This is a genomic window from Veillonella sp. 27098_8_77 (assembly GCF_041431535.1).
In the GTDB taxonomy this organism is placed as follows: domain Bacteria; phylum Bacillota; class Negativicutes; order Veillonellales; family Veillonellaceae; genus Veillonella.
This window is the reverse complement of record NZ_JAPVXW010000001.1, coordinates 211,372-236,352: the sequence shown is the minus strand read 5'-3', so window position 1 is coordinate 236,352 and position 24,981 is coordinate 211,372. Positions and strand designations below refer to the sequence as shown.

At 38.9% G+C, this 24,981-nt stretch carries 18 protein-coding genes and 1 riboswitch; of the genes, 3 read left to right on the top strand and 15 right to left on the bottom strand.

From position 1 onward, the window contains the following. Positions 1 to 15: 15 nt before the first annotated feature. The 8 genes from O3617_RS01085 to ribD all read right to left on the bottom strand — a co-directional run bounded on the left by O3617_RS01085 (position 16) and on the right by ribD (position 7,991). Positions 16 to 1,260 (bottom strand): adenosylhomocysteinase, encoded by a 1,245-nt coding sequence (locus O3617_RS01085; RefSeq protein ID WP_371448143.1) that lies wholly within the window; start codon positions 1,258 to 1,260, stop codon positions 16 to 18. 91 nt (positions 1,261 to 1,351) lie between these two features. Then, positions 1,352 to 2,410, bottom strand: a complete 1,059-nt coding sequence (gene mtnA, locus O3617_RS01080) for an S-methyl-5-thioribose-1-phosphate isomerase (protein WP_371448141.1) — start codon at positions 2,408 to 2,410, stop codon at positions 1,352 to 1,354. A 43-nt stretch (positions 2,411 to 2,453) separates the two neighbouring features. Then, a complete protein-coding gene (gene mtnP, locus O3617_RS01075; RefSeq protein ID WP_371448139.1) occupies positions 2,454 to 3,248 on the bottom strand; it encodes an S-methyl-5'-thioadenosine phosphorylase in 795 nt (264 codons plus the stop codon). Between the two features lie 76 nt (positions 3,249 to 3,324). Then, positions 3,325 to 4,203 carry an Hsp33 family molecular chaperone HslO gene (gene hslO, locus O3617_RS01070; protein ID WP_371448137.1) on the bottom strand — a complete coding sequence of 293 codons (879 nt, stop codon included), beginning with the start codon at positions 4,201 to 4,203 and terminating at the stop codon, positions 3,325 to 3,327. Between the two features lie 195 nt (positions 4,204 to 4,398). Next, positions 4,399 to 4,860: a 6,7-dimethyl-8-ribityllumazine synthase gene (gene ribE / locus O3617_RS01065; RefSeq protein ID WP_371448136.1), complete on the bottom strand. Its 462-nt coding sequence runs from the start codon at positions 4,858 to 4,860 to the stop codon at positions 4,399 to 4,401. A gap of 53 nt (positions 4,861 to 4,913) precedes the next feature. Further along, the gene (locus O3617_RS01060; protein ID WP_371448135.1) at positions 4,914 to 6,116 is read right to left on the bottom strand and encodes a bifunctional 3,4-dihydroxy-2-butanone-4-phosphate synthase/GTP cyclohydrolase II; all 1,203 of its coding nucleotides are present in this window, start codon (positions 6,114 to 6,116) and stop codon (positions 4,914 to 4,916) included. A 17-nt stretch (positions 6,117 to 6,133) separates the two neighbouring features. Further along, a complete protein-coding gene (locus O3617_RS01055; protein WP_371448134.1) occupies positions 6,134 to 6,790 on the bottom strand; it encodes a riboflavin synthase in 657 nt (218 codons plus the stop codon). After that, complete coding sequence (ribD, locus tag O3617_RS01050; RefSeq protein WP_371448133.1) at positions 6,771 to 7,991, bottom strand: bifunctional diaminohydroxyphosphoribosylaminopyrimidine deaminase/5-amino-6-(5-phosphoribosylamino)uracil reductase RibD; 1,221 nt, start codon at positions 7,989 to 7,991, stop codon at positions 6,771 to 6,773. The genes O3617_RS01055 and ribD overlap by 20 nt, the downstream gene beginning before the upstream one ends. Positions 7,992 to 8,061: 70 nt before the next feature. Further along, positions 8,062 to 8,177: riboswitch (FMN riboswitch) on the bottom strand. Between the two features lie 247 nt (positions 8,178 to 8,424). On the opposite strand from ribD, the gene poxB reads away from it, so the two are divergent. Next, on the top strand, positions 8,425 to 10,170 hold the full coding sequence (gene poxB, locus O3617_RS01045) for a ubiquinone-dependent pyruvate dehydrogenase (protein WP_371448132.1): 1,746 nt from the start codon (positions 8,425 to 8,427) through the stop codon (positions 10,168 to 10,170). 89 nt (positions 10,171 to 10,259) lie between these two features. Here poxB and O3617_RS01040 read toward each other — a convergent pair whose 3' ends face one another. From O3617_RS01040 to O3617_RS01025, 4 genes are all read right to left on the bottom strand, one after another. Then, positions 10,260 to 14,003, bottom strand: a complete 3,744-nt coding sequence (locus tag O3617_RS01040) for a PolC-type DNA polymerase III (RefSeq protein WP_371448130.1) — start codon at positions 14,001 to 14,003, stop codon at positions 10,260 to 10,262. 2 nt (positions 14,004 to 14,005) lie between these two features. Further along, the gene (gene holA, locus O3617_RS01035) at positions 14,006 to 14,986 is read right to left on the bottom strand and encodes a DNA polymerase III subunit delta (RefSeq protein WP_371448129.1); all 981 of its coding nucleotides are present in this window, start codon (positions 14,984 to 14,986) and stop codon (positions 14,006 to 14,008) included. Between the two features lie 14 nt (positions 14,987 to 15,000). Further along, positions 15,001 to 17,016: a ComEC/Rec2 family competence protein gene (locus O3617_RS01030; RefSeq protein ID WP_371448128.1), complete on the bottom strand. Its 2,016-nt coding sequence runs from the start codon at positions 17,014 to 17,016 to the stop codon at positions 15,001 to 15,003. Positions 17,017 to 17,152: 136 nt separating this feature from the next. Beyond that, positions 17,153 to 17,785, bottom strand: a complete 633-nt coding sequence (locus tag O3617_RS01025) for a helix-hairpin-helix domain-containing protein (protein WP_371448126.1) — start codon at positions 17,783 to 17,785, stop codon at positions 17,153 to 17,155. A gap of 152 nt (positions 17,786 to 17,937) precedes the next feature. Here O3617_RS01025 and O3617_RS01020 point away from each other — a divergent pair, with 152 nt between their 5' ends. Next, on the top strand, positions 17,938 to 19,167 hold the full coding sequence (locus O3617_RS01020) for an aminopeptidase (RefSeq protein WP_371448125.1): 1,230 nt from the start codon (positions 17,938 to 17,940) through the stop codon (positions 19,165 to 19,167). Between the two features lie 118 nt (positions 19,168 to 19,285). Here O3617_RS01020 and O3617_RS01015 read toward each other — a convergent pair whose 3' ends face one another. From O3617_RS01015 to O3617_RS01005, 3 genes are all read right to left on the bottom strand, one after another. Continuing rightward, entirely contained in the window at positions 19,286 to 19,765 is a 480-nt protein-coding gene (locus O3617_RS01015) for a dCMP deaminase family protein (RefSeq protein WP_005377547.1), read from the bottom strand. An 83-nt stretch (positions 19,766 to 19,848) separates the two neighbouring features. After that, positions 19,849 to 22,317, bottom strand: coding sequence for a leucine--tRNA ligase (gene leuS / locus O3617_RS01010; RefSeq protein ID WP_371448124.1), 2,469 nt, complete (start codon positions 22,315 to 22,317; stop codon positions 19,849 to 19,851). A gap of 80 nt (positions 22,318 to 22,397) precedes the next feature. Then, entirely contained in the window at positions 22,398 to 24,017 is a 1,620-nt protein-coding gene (locus O3617_RS01005) for a glycosyl hydrolase family 18 protein (RefSeq protein ID WP_371448122.1), read from the bottom strand. Between the two features lie 131 nt (positions 24,018 to 24,148). Here O3617_RS01005 and lgt point away from each other — a divergent pair, with 131 nt between their 5' ends. After that, on the top strand, positions 24,149 to 24,976 hold the full coding sequence (lgt, locus tag O3617_RS01000; RefSeq protein ID WP_371448120.1) for a prolipoprotein diacylglyceryl transferase: 828 nt from the start codon (positions 24,149 to 24,151) through the stop codon (positions 24,974 to 24,976). The last annotated feature ends 5 nt before the right edge of the window (positions 24,977 to 24,981 follow it).

The window sequence follows — 24,981 nt, the reverse complement described above, 5'->3', positions numbered from 1 at the left end:
AAGTTAAAGATTATATTAGTTTACCTTTGTTAAGTAATCGATTTGGTCTTGTGTTAATGCATCTAAATCGTAGCCCATGGAGTGTAATTTAATTTTTGCTACTTCTTCATCAAGTTCACGAGGCAATACATACACTTTTGGTTCCATGTTTTTACCATTGTTTAATACATGTTCAGCAGCCAATGCTTGCATAGCAAAGGACAAGTCCATGATTTCAGCAGGATGACCATCGCCTGCTGCTAAGTTTACAAGACGGCCTTCAGCCAATACATAGAGTTTACGGCCATCAGCCATTGTATAGCCTTCAATATTTTGACGAACACGTTCATGGCTAACTGCAACATGTTCTAAATCGTGAACATTAACTTCGCAATCAAAATGACCAGCATTACAAAGAACAGCTTTATCTTTCATAACTTCATAATGTTCTTTTACGATAACATCTTTACAACCTGTTACCGTACAGAAGATATCGCCAATTTTAGCAGCTTCTATCATAGGCAATACAGTGAAACCATCAAATACAGCTTCAATAGCTTTAATAGGGTCAACTTCTGTAACGAATACGTGAGCGCCTAAACCTTTAGCACGCATTGCAACGCCTTTACCGCACCAGCCATAACCAGCAACTACAACGTTTTTACCTGCTACTGTAAGGTTGGTAGTACGCATGATACCATCCCATACAGATTGACCTGTACCATAGCGGTTATCGAATAAGTATTTGCAGTTAGAATCATTAACAGCAATCATAGGGAATGTCAATTGTTTAGCGTGTTCCAATGCATACAAACGATGAACACCTGTTGTAGTTTCTTCACTACCACCTAACAAACGTTCTTTAGCATCAGTACGTGTTGTATGTAATAGGTTAACAAGATCACCACCGTCATCGATGATAATATGAGGTTTATGATCTAATGCTTTATTAAGGAACATAAAATATTCTTCATCGGTGCAATCGTACCAAGCATATACAGTAAGACCCATGTCAACAAGTCCTGCTGCTACATCATCTTGTGTAGAAAGAGGGTTTGAACCTGTAACGATAACATCAGCACCACCGCGCTTTAACACAGTTGCAAGGTATGCAGTTTTAGCTTCCAAGTGAACGGAAACAACAATTGTTTGGCCTTTGAAAGTTTGTTCTTTTTCAAAACGATCGCCCAATGTATTTAGTGTAGGCATAAAATTAGAAACCCAGTCGATTTTTTTACGGCCTTCAGCAGCGAGATTTATATCTTTAATTAATGATTGCATATGTACCCCTTCATTCTTCAATTAATAATATACAGGTTGTGAAAAGAACTTACTTTAACATGATAAGTTTTATATACATCCGTAATAACATCTACTTGTTATCAACAACGGATTGCAAGCGAGCAATAGACTCTTGATAGTTTGGTGTTAAAACACCTTCTTCAGTAATAATAGCTGTTACTAGTTCATGAGGTGTTACATCAAAAGCAGGATTTAATACATGAATACCCGTAGGCGCAGATGGCACACCTTGGAACGCCATCACTTCATCATCAGCGCGCATTTCAATAGGAATATCCTTACCATCTTTGAGTGTAAAGTCAAATGTACTATATGGAGCAGCTACATAAAATGGAATATTATGGAATTTTGCAAGCACTGCTAATCCATAAGTACCAATTTTATTAGCTACATCACCTTCCGTTGTGATGCGATCAGCACCAACTATGATGGCATCAATTAAACCTTGTTGCATTGCATAGGCCGCCATATTATCAGTCTCTAATGTAACAGGAATTCCATCCTCATGGAGTTCAAAAGCCGTTAAACGGGCACCTTGCAACAACGGACGTGTTTCATCGGCATACACCATTTCCAATTGACCCTGTTCATGTAGTTTACGAATCACACCAAGTGCAGTGCCAAGGCCACCTGTCGCTAAAGCACCAGCATTACAATGCGTTAAAATTCGTAAATTCTGTTTTCCTTTAAATAAAGTGGCCCCATTAATAGCCATGCGTGTGTTAAGTTGTACATCCTCTTCATGGATAACAATGGCCTCATGCGTGATGCGGTCTATAATTTCATGCATAGACGCAAATGGACCAGCTTTCACAATCGCTATAATACGATTAACAGCCCAAGCTAAATTAATGGCCGTCGGTCGAGTTTCCTTTAATTCTTCACTCCACTCATAAAAGGTTGATAGCTGTTCAGAAAAGGGAACCTCTAAACGATTTGCCTCTACAGCCGCTAAAATAAGACCATAACCAGCAGCAACGCCGATAGCAGGAGCTCCACGGACACGAAGCATCTTTATAGCCTCGGCCACTTGTCGCCAATCAGTACAATGTATATATTTCACCTCAGTTGGCAATTTTGTTTGATCTAATAAAATGAGCGTACCATCACGCCATTCGATATTTTTCATGAGACCTCCCTCCACATTGTCATATCAAAATGGATACGATCTCTTATAATTTAAATCCGCCGTATTCAGCCATGCGATGATGAGCTGCATAGTCTGCATTCATATCAATAGCCTCAATTGTGCCTAAGATAAGCGCTTTCAATTGAGATGCCATTTCGCCCATCATTTCCACAACTTCGCTGTGAGTAAGGGCACTTTCAGAAATGCCAGCAGCGTAGTTCGTAATCATGGAGATTGTTGTGTACGCCATTTCAGCTTCGTTTGCTAGATTAACCTCTGGTACATTCGTCATACCAACCGTATCACCACCAAGCATATGGAACATTTTAATCTCTGCAGGTGTTTCAAAACGTGGACCTTCTGTACATACATAGGTACCGCCATTATGGATAGATAACTTTTGTTCTTTACCTACAGATTCAATGATTTGACGAAGCTCAGGGCAATATGGATTGGTCACATCTAAATGTGCTACTGGACGATCGCCACCTTCATAGAATGTAGTGACGCGGTTTTTTGTAAAATCAAGAAATTGATCTGTTAAGACAAAATGACCAGGCTCAAAATTCTTATTCAAAGAACCTACAGCAGTTGTAGAAATAATGAATTTAACACCTAGCTTTTTTAGGCCCCAAATATTGGCACGATAATTAATTTTATGTGGAGGAATCGTATGGTCTTTACCATGACGAGCCACAAAAATTACAGTTTTACCTTTATATGTTCCTTGAACATAATCAATCTCTCCATAAGGAGTCATCAAGGATTCTTCATGAATATTTTCAAATATAGACGGATCATAAACACCTGTTCCGCCAATTACACCGATTGCACTCATAGTTGCCTCCTATTAAAAATACTCTATTTTTATATTTTCTCACATAATGATAAAACAATCTATAGAAAAAGATCTATTATTGAATGGGTCCTTTAGGCGTAAACATATCTTCTAGTTCTTTTTTAGAGAAATGATACTTTTCATTACAGTAATGACAAACTAGCTCTGTTGTTTCATCTTCTAAAAGGGATTTCTTATCATCTTCACGCAATGTCATAAGAACGCCAGCGAATCGATCTCGACTACAACGACATTTAAAAGATACTGGTTCATTATAAACTTCATTAACAGTAAGGCCGTCTAGCACTTTTTCAACAAGGCCCTTACCATCAGGATGTTCTTTTAAATATTCTGTAACAGGTCCTAATTCATTGATATTCTTTTCTACCATAGCCAATGCAGCATCGGTAGCATCAGGTAAAGCTTGAACAATAAAACCACCAGCTACAATGGTATGATAATCGGGATCTACGAGAACGCCTAAGCTAATCGTAGATGGCACCTGTTCAGATGTATAAAGATAGTACGCTAAATCCTCTGCTACTTCACCACTTTGAATAGGGCTAGTAGATGTATAATCTTGGGCCAATTTAGTGAATCTTGTAACTTGTACTTCCCCATGGTGGCCGACTGCACCACCTACATCGAGTTTTCCAGCACGTTTTAATGGCACATCCACATGTGGCTCATCTACATAACCGCGAACAGTATTATCGGAAAATGCATCGACATGTACAACACCGAGCGGGCCATCACCTTTAATGCGAAGACTTACATTTTCATGATTTTTAAAATCACCAGCCAATAATAGAGCGCCCGTCATGACACGTCCTAGAGCAGCTGTTGCGACCGGCCATAAATCATGATGTACGCGAGCGGTCTCTACCGTATCCGTCGTAACGGCTAATGACATACGAACCCCTTCACGGGTAGTAAAACGTTTTATATAATCCATTCAATCATTCCTTATGTATAATCAAATTATTATGTATTACACTCTTTAGTGCCTATATAGTATAGCATGATATATGTATATTTTCCATTATATAGGAACATATGTTTGTTTAGATGATTTTTTAAATAAAAGAACAAACTTTCGATATAAAAAACACTCAGTATCATACGATACCGAGTGTTTTCAAAGGTTGATTTAGATTTGATCGATAAGATTAACCATTTCGATAGCACCCATAGCGCAATCGTAACCTTTATTACCCGCTTTTGTACCAGCACGTTCGATAGCTTGTTCGATATTTTCAGTTGTTACTACACCGAACATAACAGGGATACCTGTTTCTAAAGAAACATGAGCAATACCTTTTGCCACTTCATTACAAACATAGTCATAATGTGTAGTAGACCCACGAATTACAGCACCTACACAAATAACAGCATCATAACGACCAGATAAAGCTGCCTTTTTTGCAATCAAAGGAATTTCATAAGCACCAGGAACCCAAATGACTGTAATATCTTCTTGTTTAACATCATGACGCAATAAACAATCTTCTGCGCCACCAATTAATTTAGATGTAATGAACTCATTAAAACGAGAACCGATAATAGCAAATTTTTTACCAGTACCAACCAAATTACCTTCTTGAACCATCATGTTATAGCCTCCTATGAATGATTAGTTTACATATCTAAGTTAGTAAAGAAAAATTAGTCCTCTAACATATGACCCATTTTTTCTTCTTTTGTTTTTAAATAGCCTGCATTAAATTTGTTGGCAGGAATAATGAGAGGTACACGTTTGTGTACATCAACACCCCAATGTTCTAATCCATGGCGTTTTTCAGGGTTATTCGTCAATAAACGGATACTCTTAATACCTAGGAATCGAACAATTTGAGCCGCTAAGGAATACTCGCGCATATCTGCAGGAAAACCTAATTGTTCATTCGCTTCTACCGTATCAAGGCCTTGTTCTTGCAATGCATAGGCCTTAATTTTATTTGTTAAGCCAATGCCACGGCCTTCTTGACGCATATACACAACAACGCCTTTGCCTTCTTTTTCGATGGAGCGTAATGCATTTTCTAATTGTTCGCCACAGTCGCAGCGTTTAGAACCAAATACATCACCTGTTAAACATTCGGAGTGAATGCGTACAAGCACATCTTCACAATCTTGTACATCGCCCTTAACGATTGCAAGATGTTCTTTATGATCCAAATCATTTTTAAATACGAAAATATTGAAATTGCCAAATTTTGTTGGTAATTTGGAGCAAGCGCCCAATTCAATCATGTCTTCATGTTGTTTACGATATTCGATGAGTTCTGCTACGGATGCAATTTTTAAATCATGTTCCTTAGCAAATTCGATTAAGTCTGGTAAACGTGCCATATCGCCATCATCTTTAGTGATTTCACAGATAACAGCAGCTTCTTGTAAACCAGCAAGACGACAAAGGTCTACAGAAGCTTCCGTATGACCTTGGCGTACAAGAACGCCACCTTCTTTATATACCAATGGGAATACGTGTCCAGGTCGACGGAAATCAGCAGGTTTTGCAGTTGGATCTAATAATTTTTGAATCGTATAGGCCCGTTCTGCAGGAGAAACACCTGTAGTTGTATCTACATGGTCTACGGTAACAGTAAACGCTGTTTCATGGTTATCCGTATTCTTCGTGACCATTGCAGGAATGCCGAGACGTTCTAAAGCTTCTCGTCTCATCGGTGTACATACGATACCACGTGCATATTTAACAAAGAAATTAATGTTTTCTTGAGTAGCAAACTCAGCAGCGATGATTAAATCCCCTTCATTTTCGCGACTTTCATCATCAACGATAATAACAGGTTTACCAACTTTCATATCTTGAAGAACTTCTTCAATTGTATTCAATGTATAATTCATGGAGACAACTCCTCCTTTTACATAAATCCGTTCTCTACTAATAGAGATTCTATGGATTTTTTGGACTTACTTGTATGTGTAGGCTCATCTAATGTCATAAAATGACGAATATAACGGCCTGTAATATCTGTTTCTAAATTTACCTCTGTACCAATCGACGCATATCCGAGCACAGTTTCGCTTAATGTATGTGGAATGATAGATACGGAAAATGTCGATTCCGTTCTCTCCATAATCGTTAAGCTAATACCATCGATTGTAATAGAGCCTTTATAAATAACGTAATCCATAATCGACTTTGGTGCAGAAATCGTGAAAATAATAGCGTTATCTGTGCGTTTCATATTGACAATACGACCTGTACCATCCACATGACCAGCTACGATATGCCCTCCAAATCTTCCATTAGCAGCCATGGCGCGTTCGAGATTAACGGGTTGATTTACCTTTAAATTGGTAAACGTCGTCATACTTATTGACTCCGGCATAACGTCTGCAGTAAATTGATGATTACCAATTGATGTTGCTGTTAAACAAACGCCATTAACCGCTACAGAATCACCAATTTTTAAATCGTCAAAAATTTTATGGCCACCAATCGTCAACACTAAGGATTGAGCTCCCTTTTTAACACTTACCATTTTGCCAACTTCTTCAACGATGCCTGTAAACATAGGAGCCCTCCCTTCCTACACGATAGGATTCTATGCGAATATTATTATCTAGTATTCGTGAACTAGCAAATTCGAGTATAGGCGCCTCATGTAATGTAGCAAAACCTATACCACCTACAGCAGATGTACTATTCGTTCCACCTATGACAAGATTGCCTATATAGGTAACAATTTTATCAAAGGCCAACGATTCAACAAAAGAACTGATGATGGTGGAACCACCTTCAACAAGCACTGATGTGTATCCTTGCTTTCCAAGATGTTCCAAACACGCTTGAATGTCTATCTTCTTAATATCTATAGCTACATCAGTAGTACGTCCTTGACGCACCGATTTTGTTGGGAGTTCCTCTACAATCGCTCCAGCATTAGTCAAAGCAACTCTACGCTGCTCTGGACAACCCTTCGCTACATAAACGATAACCTTGCGATTGGGAATCGTAAATACCTTTGCATCCGTTGGCGTACGCCCTTGACTATCCAAGATAACAATATCTGGCTGATGTATCTCTAATGTATTCTCTAAAGATACCTCATTTGTGTCGATAACAGCTTGATATAATTCATCTCTAGTCAGTCTACAATTAAGCAATGGATCATCGGCCAAGATGGTACCAATACCAACAAGCATCGCATCATGAATTGCTCTTAGCACATGCCCATCCTTACGGGAGCTTTCATTCGTAATCCATTGGGATTGACCCGTGAAAGTAGCAATTTTACCATCTAAGGACATAGCACTCTTTATGGTTACAAACGGTTTATGTGTTTGAATAAATGTAAAGAAATGTTCATTTAACTGAATACATTCATCCACACATACATCTGTAGTTACCTCTATACCAGCCTCTGTAAGAATTTGAATGCCCTTACCAGCTACTAGTGGATTTGGATCGGTACTACCAATCACAACGCGAGCAATACCAGATTCTACGACACGCTTTGCACATGGCGGGGTCTTTCCATAATGAGCACAAGGTTCAAGGGTTACATATAAGGTAGCCCCCCTAGCATTATCTCCCGCTGCATCTAAAGCATGTACTTCCGCATGGGCCTCACCAGCCTTATGGTGATACCCTTCGCCAACTATTGTATTATTTTTTACTACGACGGCACCAACCAAAGGATTGGGCGATGTATGTCCTGTTGCCATTTTTGCAAGACAAATGGCACGTTTCATATATAATTCGTCGTTCATCATAATACCTCAATAAAAAAAGGACTATATACATAGTCCTTGGAGCATCATACATACACATGAAATCATGTGGTATCGTCTTTTCTCATCCAGACTCTACTGTCGGTATCGGAATTACACCGATTCATGCCATATGGCTCGCGGACTATCACCGCCGGTAAGGAATTTCACCTATCCCCAAAGACTTATCATATTAATTTATATGTTTATAGTACCACTTTTATGATACTTTCGCAAGATTATACATTTGTATATGAGAAAACTTATTAATATCCATCTCAATTATATAGCACTTTTAGAAATTGAACTAATTTTGTGATGTATACAATATATTGTGATAAAAGTCACATAATATGCAATCATAAGATACTACTATTTACAGTATACAATGAATTATATTTTTAAATAACATTAATTATCATATAGAGGTGATAATATGGCAAAAAAACGTATATCAGATGTACTCATAGAAGTATTAGCTAACGCAGGCATCAAAAGAATTTATGGTATTACTGGGGATAGTTTAAACTCGGTAAACGATAGTTTACGTCGTAATGGGAAAATTCAATTTGAACACGTGCGCCACGAAGAATCTGCAGCCTTCGCTGCTGGTGCAGAGGCTCTATTAACAGGTAAATTAACCGTATGTGCTGGTAGCTCTGGCCCTGGTAATCTCCATTTGATCAATGGTCTATTTGATTGTCATCGCAATCGTGTACCAGTGCTCGCTATTGCCTCTCATATTCCACAATCCGAAGTCGGTCTCAACTATTTCCAAGAAACACATCCAGAAAATTTATTTAAAGAGTGCTCTTGTTTCTGTGAACTCGTTTCTAATCCAAAGCAAATGCCTGAAATCCTATTCCGCGCCATGAATGCCGCAGTTGGCAATCGCGATGTTGCCGTAATCGTTCTACCTGGTGATGTGGCCGTTATGGAAACAGAAATTGATGAATTACCTACATGGCATGCGCCTAAATTGCCACGCGTAATTCCTCAATCAGAGGATATTCTTGAAATGGTCCAACATATAACCAATGGCAAACGCATTACACTTTTCTGTGGTGCTGGTTGTGCCGGCGCTCATGACGAAGTGGTTGAACTTGCTACTAAATTACAAGCCCCTGTTGTACATGCTTTCAGAGGCAAAGAATGGGTTGAGTGGGATAATCCTTATAATGTCGGCATGACAGGTTTGCTTGGTTATACATCCGGTTACCGCGCTATTGAGCAATGCGATACACTAATCATGTTAGGTACCGATTTCCCTTATCGTCCATTCTATCCGGAAAATGCTAAGGTAATTCAAGTAGACATTAATCCATCCGCTCTTGGTGCACGCGTTCCATTAACACAAGGCATCATAGGTTCTGTGAAAGATACATTACACGAACTACTCCCTCACCTTACACAACGCGATGATATAGAATTCATCGATACCGTTCGTAAAGCATACACTAAATTCCGTAGTGATTTAGACAGCTATGCTGTTGCAGAACCAGATGGTGTAGCAATTCACCCTCAATATTTCGTAAATCGTCTCAATAAATTGGCTGCTGATGATGCCATCTTTACATTTGATGTGGGCACCCCTGTTATCTGGACTGCACGCCATATCAAAACGAATGGCAAACGTCGTATCATTGGCTCCTACAACCACGGTTCCATGGCCAATGCAATGATGCACGCAATAGGCGCTCAAAATGCATGTCCAAATCGCCAAGTTATCTCCCTATCTGGGGACGGCGGTTTCACCATGATGATGGGCGAAATGTTGTCATTAAAACAATTAAATCTTCCTGTGAAAGTATTCGTATTTAACAATGAAGAACTTAGCTTCATTGCCATGGAAATGAAAGCATCTGGTTACCTAGATTATGCTACAGACTTTGTAAATCCTGACTTTGGTAAACTTGCTGAAGCAGCTGGTATCAAAGGTATTAGCATTACAAACTCTAGCGAGGTTGATGAAAAAATTAAAGAAGCCTTGAACTATAATGAAGGTCCTGTCATTATCAACGTTCGTGTAGATAAACAAGAACTTGCTATGCCTCCAAAAATTGCATACCAACAAGCAAAAGGCTTTAGTAAATACTTGATCAACGCCATCCTTGATGGACGTGGTACAGAACTTAAAGAAATGGCTAAAACTAACTGGATGAAATATAAATCCTTATACTAAAATCTGCCAAAATAATTAAACTGCAAAACTTTCAAAAAAAAGGTGTCATCAAACGATGACACCTTTTAATGTTAATCAAATCAGAAGAATTAGCCAAATAACGACATTTGTTCGTCTTCTGGCAAATCACCACAGCATTTTAGTTCTTTCATCGTTTCAATGATGGTAGCCGATACCTTACAACGACGTTGTAAGTCTTTTAACGATGTAAATGGTTTTGCTTCTCGTTCTTCTACGATTGCATCAGCAACGGTTTCACCAAGTGAATCGATAGCTAAGAATGGTGGTAATAGTGCGCCGTCCTTAATGCTAAATCGGCGAGCACCGGAATGTTGAATATCTACGTTAATAAAACGATAACCCCGTTGATACATTTCCATGGATACCTCTAAGGCAGACATCAAATCCTTTTCCTTAGGGCTGGCACCACGGTCAAGAGCTTTAATTCGATTAAATTCTTTCAATTGTGTATTCAAATCACCGGTCATGATCCGTAAATCAAAGGCTTTAGCACGAATTGAGAAATACGCTGCATAGAATGCCAACGGATGATATACCTTAAACCACGCAATACGGAATGCCATCATTACATAAGCAACTGCATGGGCACGCGGGAATAGATAGGAAATCTTTTTACAAGACTCAATAAACCATTCAGGAATATTATTTTCTCGCATTTCTTTTTCAAATTCCGTAGTTGCTTGCCCTTGTTTATTTCTCTTTTCAATGCCCTTCCCTTTACGAACATTTTCCATGACGAAGAAACTGTTTTTCTTATTCATGCCACGATGAATCAAAAAGTTCATTACGTCATCACGAGTAGAAATAGCTTCGTTCAATTTACAAGTACCATTTTTAATGAGTTCCTGTGCATTATCGAGCCATACATTCGTACCGTGGGAGAAACCAGAAATACGAACAAGATCAGAGAAGGTTTGAGGTCTAGAATCTTCTAACATGCCCCGTACAAATTTCGTACCACATTCCGGTACGGCAAGGCTAGCTACTTGGTCCCCTTGCAATTGTTCAGGCGTTAATCCGATACCCTCTGTTGAAGAAAATAGACTTAGCGTTCTCGGATCATCAAAAGGAATCGTCTTTGCATCAATGCCGGTCAAATCCTCCAACATACGAATAATCGTCGGATCATCATGGCCTAGAATATCGAGTTTTGTCATACGTCCTTCAATAGAGTGATAGTCAAAGTGAGTGGTTAATACGCCACTCTCTTTTTTGTTGGCCGGATGCTGAATCGGCGTAAAGTGATGCACGTCCATATCACGAGGACAAACCATGATGCCACCTGGATGTTGGCCTGTTGTATTTTTTACATTCGTAAATCCTTTTGCGAGATGTTCAAGGAATCCACTGCGAGCCTGAATATTTCTTAATTCTGCATACTTCTTTACATAACCAAAAGCAGTCTTATCTGCAATAGTACCTATCGTACCAGCCTTAAATACATTGTCACGACCGAACAATTCTTCTGTGTACTTATGAGCCTTCGCTTGGTAGTCACCAGAGAAATTCAAATCGATATCTGGAACCTTATCGCCTTCGAAACCAAGGAAGATAGCAAATGGAATGTCATGGCCATTCGTTTGTAATGGATGACCGCAATTAGGACAGTCACGACGCGGTAAATCGAATCCACCGGCGTATTCACCATTTTCATAAAATTCCGACCACTTACATTCAGGACAAATATAATGCGGTGGCAATGGATTAACTTCCGTAATCTCAGACATGGTAGCAGCAAAGGACGAACCTACAGAACCACGAGAACCTACGAGGTACCCATCATCTAGTGATTTTTTTACCAGCTTATGAGCGATATAGTAAAGCACGCCATAACCATTGCTGATGATACAGTCGAGTTCATAATCTAGGCGTTCCTGTACAACACGAGGCAATGGATCACCATAAATCTTCTTCGCATTTACATAACACATTTCTGTGAAAGCTTCATCAGCCCCTTCGATTTTAGGTGAATATGTACCATCTGGCACTGGTTTTATATCTTCAATACTATCGTTAATAGCACGCGTATTTGTAACAACAACTTCATAGGCCTTCTCTTCACTTAAATAAGGGAATGATGCCAGCATTTCATCAGTTGTACGCAAGTGTAAATCCGGTTGCTCATCCGCATCAGGGAACCCACACGCAGTCAACATGATTTCACGATATATCTTTTCCTCTGGCGTTAAATAATGAACGTCACAGGTAGCACATACACGTTTATTGAGAGCTTCGCCCAATTCAATAACCGTCTTATTCATATCGATCAGAGCTTGTTCATCTGGCACGATACCCTTGCGAATTAAGAATGTATTGTTGGTATGTGGTTGAATTTCAAGGTAATCATAGAAGGATGCAATCGTTAATAGCTCTTCTTTGGAGGAACCTTTAACAATAGCCTGCATCAATTCACCTGCTTCACAGGCAGACCCTATGAGAATACCCTCACGATGTTCTTCAATGATAGAACGAGGCAAACGAGGTCTCCGTTTATAGTATTCCAAATGGGATATGGAAATCATTTTATACAGATTACGTAAGCCCACCATGTTTTGAGCTAACAAAATAATGTGATATCGAGGCGCCTCATCTTTTCGTTTTACAACGTCTAAGGATAATTCCTTTTCTAAATCCGCATCATCAACAAGATACCCTTCAACGCCATAAATAACCTTAACACCAAGTTCTTTACCAAGTGCTTGTGCTTCAGGAAAGGCTTGTACAACACCATGGTCGGTAATAGCGACCGCAGGATGCCCCCATTTTTTGACAGTTTTAAATAAATCCTTAATCGATACGAGTGCATCTTTATCACTCATCTTAGTATGGAGATGAAGCTCAACACGAGAATCTGGTCTATCTTCTGTCCGTTCATTTGTATTGTCTTCTTCGATAGCTTCGATACTACGTATAGATAAAATATAGTCCTTATCAAATCGATCATCAAAGTTGACACTACCTTGAACGCGCACCTTTTGCAATTTCTTCAATTGTTTTAATAAAACATCCCCTTCTTCAGGACTATTCGTAAACTTGATAAACTTCATACTGTTTGTATCATCTACGATGCTACCATTAACAATGCTTTTACCCGTTCTTGTATCTCGTTTATCTAGGCCCACAAATACACCTTCAAAGATGACACTAGGTGTTTCAGTAGTTCCCATGATACTTGATGGTATCCCCTCAATGCGAGGGCCTAAAATCATGCCCTCATCAGTTGGTGCATCCTTAGGCGCGCGTTGTGGATATTTCTTACCACCTTTGTGTTGATGTCCGCTATTAGCTGAAGATGTAGATGATGAGCTACTAGATACAGATGGAGTTCTTGTAGTTACAAACTCATACGATGTGGGGTCTGGATTAAAATAGTCCAATTCCACCGCATCCATAAAGGGCACAAACTCATCTGTATAATCAATTTCATCTGCATAATCAATTTCGTCATCATTGTTGCCAGCAAAAGATTTTCCCCGTTCTGGCATGTTTTCTTCCTCTAATTTCTGACGATGTGCTTCAACATCTTCAATAAATTCACCTACACCACAACCACCGGCATAGTAGTATGGTGCAAATTCTTCATCATCGTCATCTACCTTCCACGCAAAGCAGCAAGATGTAGTTGCATTGGTAGGAATCGTATCAAAGGAAATATTTTTTTCTTTGTACCAAGCAGCTAATCGTTCTTGCAATGATACTAATGTTTTAAATGCTGAATCTGCTGCTTGTATGGTTACCTGTTTATCATCACAATTCACATAGAAAGCAGGTTTACTATTCTGTTTTGGTACTACTCGATAACGTACTTTCATTTTTATCCCTTATATCCGCAATAGGTCAAACATAAATCCCTAAATCGCCACATATCCCCTTTGCTTGTGCGACTATCTAATATAACCTCATATAGTCCCATTAAGAGTGCTTTTAAAGCCTTTATAGAAATACGAGAACTAGCTTCATAGGCCAGTTTTATAGGGTACGGCTTATAAGAGGCCCCATTTTCTTTACAAAAAATTTCTACCTGTTTAGCTGTCATACCTGCAGCACGACATTCGCTTACCAATAATTGGAGCCTCAACTGTCCTTCGATATAGCCCATAGCACGATCGATTTCTTTATAGCTAAACATAAACGGAAATAATTCTAATAAGGTATTCACATCTTGTTTTAATAAAGCTTCTTTAAAGGTAAAGATATTTTTAGCTCCATAATTACTGCTATGTTCCATTAAAAAGGATTTATCTATTTTCTTATGATTCCCTAATAACAGAAAATATCGATCAAACTCGGTACGCATAAACGCAACCGGCACATCTTGCCATAACTCCAATAGATGAGATAGATAGTCGTGCCCATCAGGCGTCAGCGTATATCCATTAGAGGTGCAATACTGACGAATCCACATCAATAAATCGTCACCTTCTAATCGCTTACATTCCTTATTAGGAATAGATTCTAATATCTTTTTATTTTGTTTTAATCGTTTATCCACCATATCGTGATAGATAATAAGTACTGGATTATCACCGGTATAATTCATCAGTAACTCGGCCAGTGCATCCCATTCTTGACTCTCTTTTTGGCCTGCTTTTTTCAAGATAGGTAAATTGATAAGACAAAATACCTTGGCATCGCCAAATAAGGAATCCTCCATCAATTGTTCTGATATTTTGGAAGGACCTGCTTCATCATGCAATACGCACACATCTAGATTTTTATGAGATAAGAAAAACTTTTGTTTCTCTTCTTCTATGAGTTGTGGTTCATTACCATAGATTAGATATACTTGATTCATCGCCAGTCCTCCTTTCATAATCGATAATCCGGAATATATTGATAGCCCCATAAATGAACATGTTCTGCATCGGGATCAATGTCTCGCATCGCGCCTCGAGGCATGCTAACAAGCACAGGACGATTCGAATGTAATGCTATAATTTGATTCACCATATACGACTGAGAGGTAATCAAAATAGTGTTCCTCATATCATTTAATTGTAGTTTTTTTTCACCATTTTGTCTATTATAGACCATCACAGACGATATATCATTTTTGTATAAAACAGTATTTTTACCTGTGGATTGAAATCGTTTGACCTGCACATTTTTCAATGGTATACCAAAGCTTTGAAGTCCATTTCTTACACGAATTTCACTAGCTTTCATAGGAATAGCATCAGGCGTATCAATATATACCATAGCCATTTTTTCATAAGGCTTAACAATGAGGAATGCATTTGACTGTTTCATAGGTACAATATGCAAAATCGTTTCATTCCTATATAAAATACCACTATAAGCTATAGCAATTATGCCGATTCCCATAAGTACAATTCCTTTTGTGAAAGTTCTAAATCTAAGCTTTAATGAGACTAGGTTAATATATAGTAATCCCATACATCCATAGTATAACACCCCTAATGTGGAAGAAATGGTACCTATCCACCATAGACATATAGAACTGTTAGCGAGGTGCGCATTTGCATATAAACATATAGTTAATACCCAGTCGATTACGTTCCACACCATACCTATTGGTATAATTAAGGATATTATGGTACAACCAAATAACATAACAATAGCTATATCAAGTAAAGGTGTAATAATAATAGCTGCAAAGAGACTTGCTAAACTCAAATAGTGAAAATAATAAAGTTGAAATGGTATCAATAAAAGCTGTGCACTGATGCAGAGCACTAGTGGAGCTTTCACAATCGGTGGCAATACTGTGATCCATCGATATAATGGCATACCAAATAATAAGAGTCCATAAGTGGCACCAAAGGATAGCTGAAAGCTCACGTCCAATATAAGTAACGGATCATATAATAAAAATAGTATAGCCGTCACGGCCAATCCTTGTTTCGCCGTATACATTCGACCTTTTAAATAGGCTAAAGCAAGCCAAATTCCCATTATGGTAGAACGCACAACAGGTGCACTAAAGCCAACCACTATACAATAAAAGATAGATATTATAATACCACCCATCATAGCATATCGTTTTCTAATACGACCTAATCTACATAGGCCATATACAATAGAAAATAACAGTGCAATATGGGACCCCGATATAGATAAAATATGAATGATACCGGTGTAGCCAAATTGACGCAGCACATCTTGACCTAATTCTCCATAGTGGCCACCTAAAACTAAGGCAATTCCAAGCCATTTAGTTGTATCTGATAGATAACGTTCCATCAATACTTCAACAGCACTACGCATCGAATCAATTATGTGAAGGCACCGTTGATAATAACCGATATAAGAATCTATCTTATACTGTTTAAGAGTATGTAAGTCCACTACCTTATAGGTACCATCAAATATGGCGCCCATATCTTCATTACGAATTGCCTTATTTCGCTTATCAATAGTGCCTCGCTCTTCTGTCAAATAGAGAGATTTAGGCGTACCATGAACGATAATGGAATCCCCCATATGAAGATGTGTGGAATTTTCTTGTATTGTTACTCTAATATGTCCATCGGCCTTAATATGCACGCCTTTTGCCGTATCCTTGTATGGCACTAACCCTAACAGTACTGCACTAAATGATTTATATTCTTTTCCATCGATTACTTTTAGATCTACCGGAGAATCAATGAGTAGTGCATATTCGCCTTCTTGTGATAAAAAGAATTTACTATGTCCTACATACTGATTAATTTGATGGTTTACATGTACAAATGATACGCCACCTAATACACATAAGATGATGCAGGTTACAACTATATATTTAATTGACAAAGACGATTGTAACCTATAGCGAGCCACAGCTTTAACCAATGTATATAGTAGATAGCCAGCAGCGCCAAACATACAATACCAACTCGTATCGAGCAAAACATAATGCGAGCTATAGGCACATAAAATGCCTAGTATGATACCACTTAGTATACAATGGGCTATCTCCGAATAGGTGATGAGCATATTCAAGGTCAAATAGATAGTTAAATTAGACTGTAATTTTATCGCGTATCTTCTTAAATAATCCATCGCCGATACCTTTGACGTGCTTAATATCCTCTATAGATGTAAAAGCGCCCTTACTTTGACGATACTCTTCAATACGTTTTGCCATGGTTGGCCCAATTCCAGGTAGTGAATCGAGTTCTTTAACGGTAGCCGTGTTAATATTAATCTTTTGATTTCGTAGTAATGATTCAGGATTTCCGTGAAAGTTAAATTTGATGTGAATATGTTGTCCACCTGTCACAGTCTCTGCTAAATTGATGGACTCTATATCTCCATATGGTAGTGCACCTCCAGCCCCTTTTATAACATCGCCAATTGTCGAGCTAGATGACACCTTATACAGTCCTGGCGATTGAATAGCGCCGGTTATATACACAATACTATCCTTACCATCCTCCTGTTGTGATTCTCTTTGATTTATATCACCATTCATAGAAAGGGGCGTATTATCCTGTTGTTCAGTTGGAGTCCCCTTTGTCGTATCAGCGGCTAATACAGATGAATCTGGCATTATGGGGCTTCCTTCTGTTATAATAGGCCATAGGAAATAAATTCCTACTAAAATACACAGGATTATTACAATCCACTTATGTGACATAATAAGTTGTTTCATATGGTCACCTCCTACTACTAGAGTTTCCATATGCAACAAAGAACTCCTACATGTGACTCTATTAGTCACATAAGCAGGAGTTTTCAAAATGATATCGAATTAAAGGAACATACTTTCCTAGTATATCCTATTACTATGTTAAGGAGTCTATAATGAATCAAGAATTATTACGTAAATACGCCCGTACTTTATTGCAGTCTGGCGTTAATTTACAAGAAAAGCAAACACTCATCGTATCTGTTGATGTAGACAATAAAGATTTTGCAGTCATCGTTACGGAAGAAGCCTATCAATTAGGTGCCAAAGAGGTTATCATCAATTGGCGCCATACCCCAATTACACGACAACGCTTATTACATGCTGATGCATCGGTTCTAGAAACACCGGCTAAATGGATTCCTGTATATTACGAACAATATGTAGAAGAAAAAGCTGCCTTTTTATCACTTATCAGTGCCAATCCAAAGGCGTTAGCAGGTATCCCTACAGAGCGCATTAGCCTAAACTCACGCAATCTTAACAAGGTTCTGTCATTCTACCATACAGCCATCATGAACTCATCCGTAACATGGTGTGTAGCCGCTGTACCAACAGTACTTTGGGCTGAACTTCTTGGCTACGAAGGATCTGATGAAAAAAAAATTGATCAACTATGGCTTACATTATTAAAATTATGCCGTCTCAACGACGTAGAACCAAAAGAAACATATGCGCATCATATGGCTAAGCTACGCCATCGTCGCGAAGCATTAAATGCTCTTGAATTGAAAGCATTGCGATATACATGTGAAAATGGCACAGATTTACTTCTCGAATTACCAGAAAACCATATTTGGCAAGGTGGCGAAGAGTTCTCCAAAGAGGGTATCAAATTCAATGCCAATATACCTACAGAAGAGGTGTTCTGTGCACCTCAATGGAATGGTGTAAATGGTAAAGTAGTTAGTACAAAACCACTTATCTATCAAGGCAATCCTATTTCTAACTTCTCCTTTACCTTTGAAAACGGTAAAATTGTTGATTACACGGCTGAAGAAGGATTAGATATTCTTAAAGAACTCATCGAAACAGACGAAGGATCTCAATATCTTGGTGAAGTAGCCCTCGTGGATCACTATAGCCCTATTAGTCAATCTAACATGATTTACTATGAAACATTGTTTGATGAAAATGCATCCTGCCATTTAGCAATCGGTGCAGCTTATCCAACTTGTCTAAAAAATAGCGATGGTTTATCGGAAGATGAACTCAAAGAACGTGGTCTCAACCACTCCCTCGCTCATGTGGACTTTATGATTGGTCACGAAAACATGAATATTAAAGGCATTACAAAAGACGGCCAACAAGTAGATATCATGATCGACGGCCGCTTATTGGTATAACAGCTTAAATAAAATGGGATAGCATGTCCTACGAAGCGACTTTGGCCCTGCGGAGGCCGAAGGCCGGAGTCAGACCCGGCCGGTGGAGCTTGCGGAGGATGTGCTATCCCATTCAATATTACAGTGTTATTTCCAATACGCGGCCCGTCGATTGATATTCGATAATATCTACACCAGCCGTCTTTAGCATACGTTTTGAAGCCTTAACCTCTTTAGTATCTTTGTACAAATCATCTCGATAAATAACGGCCTTTATGCCGCTTTGAATAATCGCCTTTGCACATTCATTACAAGGAAACAGTGTTACATAAATCTTAGACCCTTCTAAAGAGCCACCGCGATAGTTTAGAATCGCATTTAATTCACTATGAACGGTATAGAAATATTTATTATCATCTGCCGTATCACGTTCCCATGTGAAATCATCATCACTACAATTTAAGGGCATGCCATTATAACCGATGGATAAGATTTTATTATCATTGCTGACGATACAGGCCCCCACTTGTGTATTAGGATCTTTAGATCGTTGCGCAGCCAAAATAGCAACGCCCATAAAGTATTCATCCCAAGAAATATAATCGCTACGTTTTGCCATAATAACCTCTCTAGATAATAAAGCCCCCTTCTACCTATGTAGTTGGGGGCTTTCATTATATTAACAAATCATATATAGAAATATTATTTTACAACAATATTCACAAGTTTACCTGGTACGTAGATAACCTTAACGATTTGTTTACCTTCTGTAAATTCTTGAACACGGCTGGATTCTTTAGCCAATGCTTCTAATTCTTCTTTCGTAATATTCACAGAAACAATTAATTTATCGCGAACCTTACCATTAACTTGGAGAACCACTTCTACTTCGTCCACTTCAAGAGCAGATTCTTCGTATGTTGGCCAGTTCATAGTGTGAACGGATTCAGTTTCGCCAAGTTCATGCCACAATTCTTCTGTAATATGTGGTACGAATGGAGCTAACAACAACACGAGATTATGTGTTAACTCATTAGCAAGATCAGCATTCACGGATTCTGCTTTGTCCTTGTGTGCATACATAGCATTAACAAGTTCCATAATCGCACTGATTGCCGTATTAAAGTTGAAGTTATTATCTAAATCTTCTGTAACCTTTTTGATAACACGGTGTAATTCGCGGCGTAATGCCACTTCGTCTTTTGTAAGGTCACCCGTATGATTTTCTTTTGCTGCTTGATCATATGCATCCACAATACGCCATACGCGACCTAAGAAACGATAGGAACCTTCAACACCTTGGTCACTCCAATCAAGATCGCGGTCAACTGGTGCTGCGAACAAGATAAATAGACGCGCCGTATCAGCACCGTATTTATTGATGATTTCTTCTGGAGAAACCACATTGCCTTTGGATTTAGACATCTTGCTGCCTTCTTTAAGTACCATACCTTGTGTCAAAAGACCACGGAATGGTTCGTTAGCTTCGATGAGGCCTAAATCATGGATAACTTTCACAAAGAAACGAGAGTATAACAAGTGCAAAATCGCATGTTCAATACCGCCGATGTATTGGTCAACGTTCATCCAGTAATTAGCAATTTTAGAATCAAATGGTGCTTTATCGTTCAATGCGTCAGTGTAACGCAAGAAGTACCAAGAGGAGTCGATGAATGTATCCATAGTATCTGTTTCACGACGCGCAGGACCACCACATTTAGGGCATGTAGCATTCATGAAAGCTTCGGATGTTGCCAATGGGGATACAGCACCGGATTCAAATTTGACATCTTCAGGAAGACGTACAGGCAATTCTTCTTCTGGTACGAGTTGTTCACCACATTTATCGCAATATACAACAGGAATTGGCACGCCCCAATAACGTTGACGAGAGATAAGCCAATCGCGAAGGCGGAAATTAATTTTACCTTCACCGATACCGCGTTCGTGAAGTGCAGCTGTAATATTTTTACGAGCCTCTTCAGATGTTTGACCATCAAATTCGCCGGAATTAATCAACACGCCATCTTCGTGGTCAGATTCTTCCCATTTGTCGAAGTTGTAGCTTTCACCATTATGGGAAACAACAGGTTTAATAGGCAAATCGTATTTATGAGCAAATTCCCAGTCCCGTTCATCATGAGCAGGAGAACCCATAACAGCGCCAGTACCATAATCTACGAGAACATAGTTAGCAATCCAAATAGGCACTTGTTCGCCAGACATAGGATTTACTGCATAAGAACCGGTAAACATACCTTCCTTAGGAGCTTCTGTAGATGTGCGGTCGATATCGCTCATGTTGCGCATACGCGTAATGAAAGCATCTAAATCAGCCTTGTTAGGTGCTTTTTCAATTAAACGTTCTACATACGGATGTTCAGGAGCTAATACAACATAGCTTACGCCATAGATAGTATCTACACGAGTCGTATATACGGAAATGCGTTCGTTAATAGATGGCACATCAAAGGAGAATTCTGTACCTTCAGAGCGACCAATCCAGTTCTTTTGCATCAATTTAACGCGTTGAGGCCAACCATCGAGTGTATCGAGATCATCTAACAAGCGATCTGCATATTCCGTGATGCGGAGGAACCATTGGGATAAATCCTTTTTTTCTACAGGATTATCACAACGCCAGCAAAGACCATCGATAACTTGTTCGTTAGCTAATACAGTGTGGCATGTTTCACACCAGTTAACCTTTGCTTCTTTTTTATAAGCTAACCCTTTTTTATAGAATTGTTCAAAGAACCATTGTGTCCATTTATAGTAATCTTCTTTACATGTTGCAACTTCACGGTCCCAATCATAAGAAAGGCCCAATGCTTTTTGTTGCTTTTTCATATTCTCAATATTATCAAGAGTCCATGTTTTAGGTGCAATACCATGTTTGATGGCTGCATTTTCTGCAGGCATACCAAAGGAATCCCAGCCCATTGGATGCAATACGTTAAAGCCATTCATTTTCTTAAAGCGCGCTACTACGTCACCGATGGAATAGTTGCGCACATGACCCATATGCAAATTACCAGATGGGTATGGGAACATTTCTAATGCATAGTATTTCTCTTTATTTTCGTCATATTCAGTTTTAAAAGTATGGTTTTCATCCCAGTACTTTTGCCACTTTTTCTCAATATCTTGGGCTACATATTTTTCGTTCATGTAGGTGCCTCCTCAAATCTATTTGTGATTCTAATTAATAGTATTATTGTACTACTTCGTACCATAAACCGTCAATTTATCTACTTTTTTACTACTTGAACAGCGGGAACGATAGACGCTATATCATTATCAACCTTTTGCTTTTCATTGGTAGTCTTAGCATTCGCTTTTGTACGTTCTTTAGATGCTTTAGCTTCAGCTTTCGCCTTTTCTTTTGCAGTTTTAGCTTCTGCTTTTGCCTTCTCCTTAGCCGCTTTAGCTTCTGCTTTTGCTTTTTCTTTAGCTGCTTTTTCAAGAGCCTTACGTTCAGCCTTTGTTAATGGTTTTTCAACAACAGGCTTAGGAGCTACAGCAACTGGTGCTGTGTTAGGTACACCTTTACCTAAATCAACGCCTTGAATCATGGAAATCGTATTATCATCTTCAAAGCCTTTGCGCCATGCAGCAAAGCCGGCTAATTGAAATTCTTTCACAAGGTTTAATTTATACCCTAAAGATTTATTATCTTCAAACCAAATCTTATCGGTACCACTAGATGTTGGAATAGCTGCATAATAAGATTTTAACGTATCATTCCAAATAATATTCGATGCGTGATTTGTGAAATAAGATGATTCATTTTTAATGGCTAATGTTTCACCCCGCGCCACGCCGCCTGATTCATGCCAAATTCTAGTGTAGAATGGAATGCCAAGAACAAGCTTATGACTTGGCACCTCTTGTAGCATCTTCTCAGCATGATCGCGTACCCAAGGATAACTTGCAACCGGTCCTGCCGTAGTACTCTTGGCCCAAGTTTCGTCATAAGCCATCAATACCACATAATCTACACTGTTAGCGAAGGACTTACGGTCATATACAAGAGACCAATTTGGACTATTGGAATATCCCGTTACATCTACAGAGGATTGAATATTATATTTATGTAATTCGTCAGCTAAATAGGCTACGAATTTGGTCAATTTATCCCGGTCAGAATAATCTACATTTTCAAAGTCAAAATTATATCCATCAAAGCCATAAATGTAGGCATATTGAATAAGATTTTGAGCGTATTTTTTCCACACCGCTTCATCGGCTAAGATACCACTCGTAAAGTCGGGATCAAAACGATTAGTAATAAGCGGCCACACATGATATCCGTTGGCCTTATATGCTTTCACATAGTCCACATTAATATTAGAACTAGATTCTAAGCCAAGGCTATGCAATTTGAACCAACTTGGAGAGATGATGTTATCTCCACTGGCATTCAATTTTTTTGCATACGGAGCATCTTGGTTAGACCATGGATCAAAGGCCCAAGATAGAGGACCTTGGACAGGTTTATTTTGCAATACTTGCATCGTCTCTGGTGCAGCGGTCAATTGAACGTGGTCACCATCCTTTGTATAGGTGACGCCTATCAACGGTGTTGCGTTTTCTACATCAACATACTCGGCACCATCCCGTTTGGTAATCGGCAATTTAACCGGCTCGCCAACGGCTTTAGGATTCATCGTAATGGTTGTACCATTCAGTTCTAACTGTGGTACATAGATAGTATAAGATGTCTTATATTGATTGGCCTCATAATTACGGTTGGTCGTATTTAAATATTGTTGTAATGGCACCAACACCTCAGCCTGTACAGTATTACCAGAAATACTAGATAATACAGCGGCTGCCAAGGTAGTGACCATAGCAAATTTACGTAACATGTATGTCTCCTATAATTTATGCTGACTAGCTTTTGTTTACATAACAATTCCTATATTATATCATACATATATCGACACTTATAATTTCTATGCTTATAAAAGCATGAACATTTATTCATAAAGGAGTTCATATGCATCAATATCTTTTTTTCATAGGCGATTTTCCGATTAGGGCCTACGGAGTCATGTTAGCACTAGCCATCATTAGCGGTGCCTCTGTAGCCTATTTCTTACTCAAAAAAGACGGTCGTGGGTGGCACGAGCACATTGTTGATTTCTCTATTACAGTCGCTATAGCAGGTCTTATCGGCGCCCGTTTATGGGACGTGTTTTTCTTCGACTGGCATTACTATGGCAATCATCTCCTCGAAATTCCTTTCGTATGGCAAGGAGGAATGGCCATCCAGGGTGGTGTGGTGTTTGGTACATTAGCCGGTTATTGGTATCTAAGAAAACATAATATCGATTTCTGGGCCTTTGCCGATATTTTTGCACCAGCCCTCATTCTGGCTCAATCGGTTGGTCGTATGGCTAACCTATTTAACGGCGATGCCTTTGGTCATCCTACAGGTGGAAATTTTGGTATTCTCTATCCTGAAAGTACCCTTGCATACCGTACCTACGGTAATCAGCCATTATGGCCAGCTGAAATTTGGGAAGGCCAAATCGATATTCTAATCTTCGTGATCTTACTACTCTTTAGCTCGTTCAAACATGCTAAAGGACAAGTATTCGTTCTATACGCTATCCTGTATTCCGGAGCGCGATTCTGCTTAGAATTCTTACGCGGTGATTATGTATACCTCACAATGGGACTTAAATCAGCACAGATGACGAGCCTCATTGTTATGATTGTAGGTATCTGTGTATTTATCTACTTCGGTTATCTAGATAAAAAGCAACAAGCCGTAGCGGAAACAGTACTAGAATCACCACAAAAACAAAAGAAACGTAAATAATAAAA

What these genes read in the sequence shown, in the direction of transcription:
- leuS (WP_371448124.1), bottom strand. Translation starts at nt 22,317, where the DNA reads ATGAACGAAAAATATGTAGCCCAAGATATTGAGAAAAAGTGGCAAAAG.
- O3617_RS01030 (WP_371448128.1), bottom strand. Translation starts at nt 17,016, where the DNA reads ATGTTTGGCGCTGCTGGCTATCTACTATATACATTGGTTAAAGCTGTG.
- O3617_RS01040 (WP_371448130.1), bottom strand. Translation starts at nt 14,003, where the DNA reads ATGAAAGTACGTTATCGAGTAGTACCAAAACAGAATAGTAAACCTGCT.
- ribE (WP_371448136.1), bottom strand. Translation starts at nt 4,860, where the DNA reads ATGATGGTTCAAGAAGGTAATTTGGTTGGTACTGGTAAAAAATTTGCT.
- O3617_RS01060 (WP_371448135.1), bottom strand. Translation starts at nt 6,116, where the DNA reads ATGAATTATACATTGAATACAATTGAAGAAGTTCTTCAAGATATGAAA.
- poxB (WP_371448132.1), top strand. Translation starts at nt 8,425, where the DNA reads ATGGCAAAAAAACGTATATCAGATGTACTCATAGAAGTATTAGCTAAC.
- mtnP (WP_371448139.1), bottom strand. Translation starts at nt 3,248, where the DNA reads ATGAGTGCAATCGGTGTAATTGGCGGAACAGGTGTTTATGATCCGTCT.
- mtnA (WP_371448141.1), bottom strand. Translation starts at nt 2,410, where the DNA reads ATGAAAAATATCGAATGGCGTGATGGTACGCTCATTTTATTAGATCAA.
- hslO (WP_371448137.1), bottom strand. Translation starts at nt 4,203, where the DNA reads ATGGATTATATAAAACGTTTTACTACCCGTGAAGGGGTTCGTATGTCA.
- O3617_RS01020 (WP_371448125.1), top strand. Translation starts at nt 17,938, where the DNA reads ATGAATCAAGAATTATTACGTAAATACGCCCGTACTTTATTGCAGTCT.
- O3617_RS01055 (WP_371448134.1), bottom strand. Translation starts at nt 6,790, where the DNA reads ATGTTTACAGGCATCGTTGAAGAAGTTGGCAAAATGGTAAGTGTTAAA.
- O3617_RS01015 (WP_005377547.1), bottom strand. Translation starts at nt 19,765, where the DNA reads ATGGCAAAACGTAGCGATTATATTTCTTGGGATGAATACTTTATGGGC.
- O3617_RS01085 (WP_371448143.1), bottom strand. Translation starts at nt 1,260, where the DNA reads ATGCAATCATTAATTAAAGATATAAATCTCGCTGCTGAAGGCCGTAAA.
- O3617_RS01025 (WP_371448126.1), bottom strand. Translation starts at nt 17,785, where the DNA reads ATGAAACAACTTATTATGTCACATAAGTGGATTGTAATAATCCTGTGT.
- ribD (WP_371448133.1), bottom strand. Translation starts at nt 7,991, where the DNA reads ATGATGAACGACGAATTATATATGAAACGTGCCATTTGTCTTGCAAAA.
- lgt (WP_371448120.1), top strand. Translation starts at nt 24,149, where the DNA reads ATGCATCAATATCTTTTTTTCATAGGCGATTTTCCGATTAGGGCCTAC.
- O3617_RS01005 (WP_371448122.1), bottom strand. Translation starts at nt 24,017, where the DNA reads ATGTTACGTAAATTTGCTATGGTCACTACCTTGGCAGCCGCTGTATTA.
- holA (WP_371448129.1), bottom strand. Translation starts at nt 14,986, where the DNA reads ATGAATCAAGTATATCTAATCTATGGTAATGAACCACAACTCATAGAA.